General features: G+C 73.1%; 9 protein-coding genes. 5 read left to right on the top strand and 4 right to left on the bottom strand.

Going from position 1 to position 5,786, the window contains the following annotated elements:
- Positions 1-205, bottom strand: a 205-nt coding sequence (locus tag ABZ885_RS34095) for a helix-turn-helix domain-containing protein (protein ID WP_360197474.1), incomplete at its 3' end; no start/stop codon positions are given.
- A 194-nt stretch (positions 206-399) separates the two neighbouring features.
- On the opposite strand from ABZ885_RS34095, the gene ABZ885_RS34090 reads away from it, so the two are divergent.
- Entirely contained in the window at positions 400-972 is a 573-nt protein-coding gene (locus ABZ885_RS34090) for a carboxymuconolactone decarboxylase family protein (RefSeq protein WP_360197471.1), read from the top strand.
- A complete protein-coding gene (locus tag ABZ885_RS34085) occupies positions 969-1,208 on the top strand; it encodes a hypothetical protein (RefSeq protein ID WP_360197468.1) in 240 nt (79 codons plus the stop codon). The genes ABZ885_RS34090 and ABZ885_RS34085 overlap by 4 nt, the downstream gene beginning before the upstream one ends.
- A gap of 42 nt (positions 1,209-1,250) precedes the next feature.
- Here the strand turns inward: ABZ885_RS34085 and ABZ885_RS34080 are convergent, their stop codons facing one another.
- A complete protein-coding gene (locus ABZ885_RS34080) occupies positions 1,251-1,394 on the bottom strand; it encodes a hypothetical protein (protein WP_360197465.1) in 144 nt (47 codons plus the stop codon).
- Between the two features lie 254 nt (positions 1,395-1,648).
- Positions 1,649-2,281, bottom strand: coding sequence for an HD domain-containing protein (locus tag ABZ885_RS34075; RefSeq protein WP_360197462.1), 633 nt, complete (start codon positions 2,279-2,281; stop codon positions 1,649-1,651).
- 71 nt (positions 2,282-2,352) lie between these two features.
- Between ABZ885_RS34075 and ABZ885_RS34070 the strand changes: the two genes are divergently transcribed.
- Both ABZ885_RS34070 and ABZ885_RS34065 read left to right on the top strand, forming a co-directional pair.
- A complete protein-coding gene (locus ABZ885_RS34070; protein WP_360197459.1) occupies positions 2,353-3,294 on the top strand; it encodes a helix-turn-helix domain-containing protein in 942 nt (313 codons plus the stop codon).
- A gap of 182 nt (positions 3,295-3,476) precedes the next feature.
- Positions 3,477-4,370, top strand: a complete 894-nt coding sequence (locus tag ABZ885_RS34065; RefSeq protein ID WP_360197456.1) for an MBL fold metallo-hydrolase — start codon at positions 3,477-3,479, stop codon at positions 4,368-4,370.
- Between the two features lie 125 nt (positions 4,371-4,495).
- On the opposite strand, the gene ABZ885_RS34060 is transcribed toward ABZ885_RS34065, so the two are convergent.
- Positions 4,496-5,359 carry a helix-turn-helix transcriptional regulator gene (locus ABZ885_RS34060; protein ID WP_360197453.1) on the bottom strand — a complete coding sequence of 288 codons (864 nt, stop codon included), beginning with the start codon at positions 5,357-5,359 and terminating at the stop codon, positions 4,496-4,498.
- 156 nt (positions 5,360-5,515) lie between these two features.
- On the opposite strand from ABZ885_RS34060, the gene ABZ885_RS34055 reads away from it, so the two are divergent.
- Positions 5,516-5,746 (top strand): 4-oxalocrotonate tautomerase family protein, encoded by a 231-nt coding sequence (locus tag ABZ885_RS34055; RefSeq protein ID WP_360197451.1) that lies wholly within the window; start codon positions 5,516-5,518, stop codon positions 5,744-5,746.
- Positions 5,747-5,786: the final 40 nt, after the last annotated feature.

Here is a 5,786-nt window from a genome sequence, read left to right as displayed (position 1 = left end):
CGCGCAGCCACTGGCGCCAGCGTTCGTCGCGGCCCTGGAGGACGGCGACCACCAGGTCGTCCTTGCCGGCGAAGTGCCGGTAGAAGGAGGCCCGGCCGACGCCGGACTCGGTGAGGATGCGGTCGACGCCGACGGCGCGGACGCCCTCCGCGTAGAAGAGGTCCTCGGCCGTGCTGAGGAGCCGGGCTCGTGCCTGGGTTGCCATGGATTGATGGTACCGATCGGTTCCGACTTTGCGGAATCACCTTGACGTCAAACAGAACCGATCGGTACCGTCCTGAAAACGAGAACGACCGGTACCGTCTTGGCGATGCCAAGAACGCTGACAACACCAACGACACCGACGACACCGACGACCGGCCCCGTCCCGGCGGCGCCGGCGACACCACGGAGGACACCGTGCCACGGATACCGCAGCTCACCCCGGACACCGCTGCGCCCGACCAGGGCGAACTGCTGGAGGCGACCCGCAAGCAGCTCGGCAGGATCCCCAACCTCTACGCCTCGCTCGCCCACGGCCCCGCCGCCCTGCGCGGCTACCTGGCGCTGCGCGACTCGCTGACCGGCGGCGTCCTCGGCGAGCGGCTTCGGGAGCAGCTGGCGCTCCTGGTGGCCCAGGAGAACAACTGCCTGTACTGCGTCTCCGCGCACACCCTGCGCGGTGGCCGGCTGCTGAAGATGACGGAGGACGAACTCCTCGCCACCCGCCGCGCCGAGGACGCCGACCCGCACGCCCGTGCCGTCCTGCAGATCGCCGCCGACGTCGTGCGCGGTCGCGGCCGGGTCGACGAGAACCAGCTCGCCCTGGCCCGGAAGGCCGGGGTCACGGACGAGGAGCTCGCCGAGATCGTGGCGCACGTCGCGCTCAACACGCTCTCCAACTACTTCAACCACGTCGCCGAGCCGGACCTGGACTTCCCCGCGGTCGCCTCGATGGACGTCACCGCCGGCGATGCGGAGGCGGCCCGGTGAACGCCCGGCTCAACTGGCGGGACGACGCGGTGATCGAGCTCGTCCCCGGCTACACCCTGACCGCGGCCGACGGAGCCCAGGCGGAGCGCCTGACGGGTGTGCGCCTCGCGGTCGAGGGCGGTTTCGTCCACGTGGCCGTGCCGGGTGCGGACGACATCCAGGCGGTCTCCGCACCGGCCGTCCGCCGCCTCGTTTACCCGCGCCCGACCCCCGCGGACGACCGACTGGACGACTGATCCGAGGCTGAGCGGACGTTCGCAACTGCCCGCGGATCCGGTCTACTTGTCGAGGTCGAGGGTGTAGTCGCCGACGAGCGCAGTGACCACCCAGCCTCCGACGGCCCAGACCAGGGCGAAGAACGCGAGCGAAGCGATCGCCGCGATCGTGAACTGGCCGGTCACACTTCTCGCGAACCGCTTCATGACCCTCCTCGCTGTTCCAGCACCGGTCACAGTGATGCCGTCCGGAGTCGGACGGTTCCGCTGCCGGCCGGATCGGGCCTCGGAGAACGGGTCGTGCGAGGTGTTCGTCCGCCACCCCCGACCGCCGTCGTCAGCGGGGCTGCTGCGCGGCCGACGGCGATTCCCCGAAGGCCGGAGGCATGGTGGGTGGGTGGGCTCGGCGCAGCCCACCCACCCGCTCGGGCCGCCCGACGGCGGGCCCACCCGGGTCCCGGTCATTCGCCCCAGGGGCAGGCGGCTGCGGCGCGTTCCAGGCCGGTCATGCCGTCGGCCCGGCGTTCGCGGAGGAGTTCGCCGCCGAGCGAGTAGCGGGGAGCGGCGGCGTCCGACCGGGCGGCCCGCTCCACGATCGCGTCGACGAGCGAGCGGGCCATGTCCAGGCGCGGGTGGGCGGCGTGGATCCGCTGTTCCCAGGGGGCGACGATCTCCGCGTTGCGTCCGAAGTCGGCGCCCACGCCCTCGCGGGTGAGGTAGCACAGCACGCCGCGGCGCTCGGCGATGCCGGGGGAGGCGTGCAGGGCGATCGCCTCCCACACGCGGTCGACGTCCGCCTCGGGGACGTCGTGCTGCCGCAGCAGGTCCGCCGCCAGGTCCGCCCCTTCCACCTCGAAGCGGGCCTCGCCCATCGCCAGGCTGCCCGTGCCCACGTCGTGCAGGACGGTGGCGGCGAACAGCAGGTCACGGTCGTAGGCGGCGTCCGTCAGACACCCCTCGTGGGCGGCGATGAGCTGGGCGAAGTAGAAGCTGCGCACGCTGTGGTTGGCCACCGGCTCGGTCTCGGAGCTGCGCACGACGGAGAGGACGGCGTCGGCGAGGGGGCCGGTGGGCAGGTCGAGTGAGAAGTCCATGGCCGCAGGCTACGAATCGGGGCTCCGCCGCCGACAGTGGCACGGAGGCCGTTCAGCGCTAGGATCGTGCCATGTCGGCCGTCGATGCGCACCGGGTCGCGGTGCTGGCGCTCCCCGGGGTCCTTCCGCTCGACCTCGGCATACCGGTGCAGGCCTTCGGGGCGGACCCGCACTACCGGGTCACCGTCTGCACCGATCCGTCCGCCGGGCCGGTCCGCAGCGGCGGGTTCACGGTGGGCACGTCCGCCGGACTGGAGGCACTGCAGGACGCCGAGACCGTGGTCGTCCCCGGCTACGAGGAACAGGGCGGCCCGGTTCCCGCCGCGGCGCTGTCGGCGATCCGCGCGGCGCACGCGCGCGGGGCGCGGCTGGTGTCGATCTGCACGGGGGCGTTCGCGTTGGCGGCCGCCGGGCTGCTGGACGGGCGCCCCGCCACGACGCACTGGCGGGACACCGCCGAGCTGAAGCGCCGGTACCCCCGGGTCGACGTCCGGCCGAACCTGCTCTACGTCGACGACGGCGACATCCTCACCTCCGCGGGGGTGACCGCGGGCGTCGACCTGTGCCTGCACATCATCCGGAGGGACCACGGCGCCGCGGCCGCCAACGCCCGCGCCCGGCTGCTCGTCGCCCCGCCCCAGCGTTCCGGCGGCCAGGCGCAGTACATCGAGCGCTTCCGGCCGGCCTCCTGCGGTGCGGACCTCGCACCGGTCCGCGCCTGGATGCTCGACAATCTCGCCCGCCGCCAGAGCGTGGACGAACTGGCCGAGCGTGCGCACATGTCCCGCCGGACGTTCATCCGCCGCTTCCAGCAGGAGACGGGAACCTCGCCGATGGCCTGGCTGACCGCGGCCCGCATCGACTGGGCCCGTGAACTCCTGGAGACCACCACCAGCCCCGTCGAGCAGGTCGCCCGCCTCAGCGGCCTGGGCAGCCCGGCCGCCTTCCGGGCGGCCTTCCACCGCTGTGTGGGCACGTCCCCCGCGGACTACCGGGCCACGTTCCGGGCGTAGTTCCCCAAATACCCGGGGCCTCTCCGCCGCGGTCCGCCGTGCTCCGCAGCGCTCCGCCATACCCGCACCACGCGTGCCACGTGGTGCGGGCGCGCCGCGTGGCCGGGAGAGTGGAGGTATGCGCGGCCGAGCCTCGCCCCCATGTCGGCAGGCACGATCGCAGGCATGATGGGAGGAACACCGTGACCACAGAAACCGCCCTCGGCTACGACGTCTTCGTCGTCGATCCGTCGCCGCTGACCGGGTCCGGACCGTTACCCAACGGGGAACCCCGCCGCTACCAGCCCATCGCGGTCACGCTCGTCCAGGGCCGGCAGGACGCCGTCCTCGTCGATGCGCCGCTCACCGGCGAGCAGGCGCAGAAGGTCGGGGACTGGGTCCAGGCGAGCGGGAAGCGGCTGACGCACATCGTCGCCACCCACGGACACGGTGACCACTGGTTCACCGCCGACCTGCTCGCCGAGCGCTTCGGCGCCCAGGTGGTCGCCTCCGCCGGCACCATCGCGCAGATGCACGAGAACGTGTCGGCCAGGGAGCTGCTCTGGGACGTGATCTGGCCGGACCAGATCCCGGAGACCGCGGTCACGGCCGTGACGGTCCCCGGCAACCGCCTCACCCTGGAAGGGCACGACGTCGGCATCGTCCAGGTCGGGCACGCGGACAGCGACGACTGCACCGTGGTGCACGTGCCGGACCTCGGCCTGGTGGTGGCCGGCGACGCGCTCTACAACGGCGTGCACCTGTACCTCGCCGACGCGGCCGCCGGGGAGTTCGGCCCGTGGCGCAAGGCCATCGACGCGGTCGCGGCCCTGCAGCCGAGCCGCATCGTCGCGAGCCACCAGAACAAGGACCTCGACGACGACGCCGGACGGATCACCGCCGAGACCCGGCAGTACCTCGACGACGCGGAGGACGTCCTGGCGGAGCAGACGACGGCGGAGGGCTTCTTCGAGGCGATGCTGGAGCGCCACCCCGACCGGCTCGGCAGGACCGTCCTGTGGGTGAGCGCACGGTCGCTGTACTTCGCCCGCGAGGGGGACGACCCCTGGCAGGCCCACATGGCGGCCTGGCTCTGACCGGACGCCGCTGCCGGTGGGGAGGCCGGGCTCCGGTGGCCGAGGGCCGCCGAGGGTTGCCGCCGAAGTGCCGCCGTGCGGATGCGTGACGGTGGTGGTCACGGACGTCCCGCGGCGGAGCCGGCTCAGCGCGGCGCCGTCGCGGGACTCCCGGTCAGGTCCTGCGTGCCGAGTACGGTGATCAGCTCCAGCTGGGCGGCGGCTTCGGTGCCGGGCGGGGCGGTGAACCACAGCAGGCGCTGGCGTCCGTCCTCGCTGAACAGGCTGTTGCAGTCCACGGCGACGACTCCGAGCGCCGGATGGACGATGCGCTTGTGGTCCGACCGGCGCAGGCCCACGTCATGGGTGTCCCACAACGCGGCGAACTCCGCGCTGCGCCTCCGCAGCGTGCTCACGAGGTGGTGTACTTCGGCGTCGCGGCCGCGCCGGGCGGCGACGGCCCGCAGGTCGGCGACGAACACCCGGGAATGGTGCGGGTGTTCGTCCGGCGGGTAGATCGCGCGGGTGTCGGGATCGGTGAACCAGCGGTGGATGAGGCTCGCCGCCGGCCCGCGCCCCGCCGGCTGCCGGCCCACGAGCGCGACGGCCGCCGCGTTCTGCACGAGGGTCTCGTGCAGGTCGGTGATGATCTGTGCCGGGGTCGCCGCGAGCCGGTCCAGGAGCGCGAGCAGTCCCGGCGTGATGTGCGCGGTCGGGCCGCTCGCAGCCGGGGGCACGGGCCGCTCGGCGAGGTGGAACAGGTGGTCGCGTTCGTCGCCGCCCAGTCGCAGCGCCCGGGCCAGGGCGGCCAGGACCTGCGCCGACGGCTGGGCGCCGCGGCCGCGTTCCAACTCGGTGTAGTAGTCCGCGGACAGGCCCGCCAGCTGGGCGACCTCCTCCCGCCGGAGGCCGGGCACCCGGCGCCGGGGCCCGGCGGGCAGACCGACGTGGGACGGCCTGATCCGGGCGCGCCGGGACTTCAGGAACGCGGCGAGTTCGGGAAGGTCCATGCCGGCATCCTGCCGTGTCGGGCGCACGCGAACCAGGGGGTGACGACCCCAGGGTGGGCAGAGCCTGGTGGCCGGCTGCGGACCGGCCGATGGTGGGAGGGCGGCAGGCACCTGCCGGCCGTTCGACCAGACCCTGTGACAGGAGTGGAACTCCCCATGCCGTACGCCAACTTCAAGGTCCCCGCCGGTACCCTCACCGAGCAACAGAAGGAGCAGCTCGTCACCCGCGCGACCGATCTGTACGCCGAGATCTACGGCGAGCGTGCCCGCGCCACCACCCTGGTGCTCGTCGAGGAGGTGCCCGACGGCGGCTGGGGCATCGCCGGCCGTGTCCTGACCCTCGCCGCGACTCCGGACGAGTCTTCGATTTGTTGCCGGGCGGGGTAGCGTCGAAGAGCGGGGCAGATCGAAGGGAAAGTGACTGGTG

This window comes from Kitasatospora sp. NPDC047058, assembly GCF_040643935.1.
GTDB lineage: Bacteria > Actinomycetota > Actinomycetes > Streptomycetales > Streptomycetaceae > Kitasatospora.
The sequence above is the reverse complement of the archived record's forward strand: the minus strand, read 5'-3'. Positions and strand labels throughout refer to the sequence as shown.

Coding starts and splice junctions, on each gene's coding strand:
- ABZ885_RS34080 (WP_360197465.1), bottom strand. CDS start 1,394: ATGAAGCGGTTCGCGAGAAGTGTGACCGGCCAGTTCACGATCGCGGCG.
- ABZ885_RS34075 (WP_360197462.1), bottom strand. CDS start 2,281: ATGGACTTCTCACTCGACCTGCCCACCGGCCCCCTCGCCGACGCCGTC.
- ABZ885_RS34060 (WP_360197453.1), bottom strand. CDS start 5,359: ATGGACCTTCCCGAACTCGCCGCGTTCCTGAAGTCCCGGCGCGCCCGG.
- ABZ885_RS34070 (WP_360197459.1), top strand. CDS start 2,353: ATGTCGGCCGTCGATGCGCACCGGGTCGCGGTGCTGGCGCTCCCCGGG.
- ABZ885_RS34055 (WP_360197451.1), top strand. CDS start 5,516: ATGCCGTACGCCAACTTCAAGGTCCCCGCCGGTACCCTCACCGAGCAA.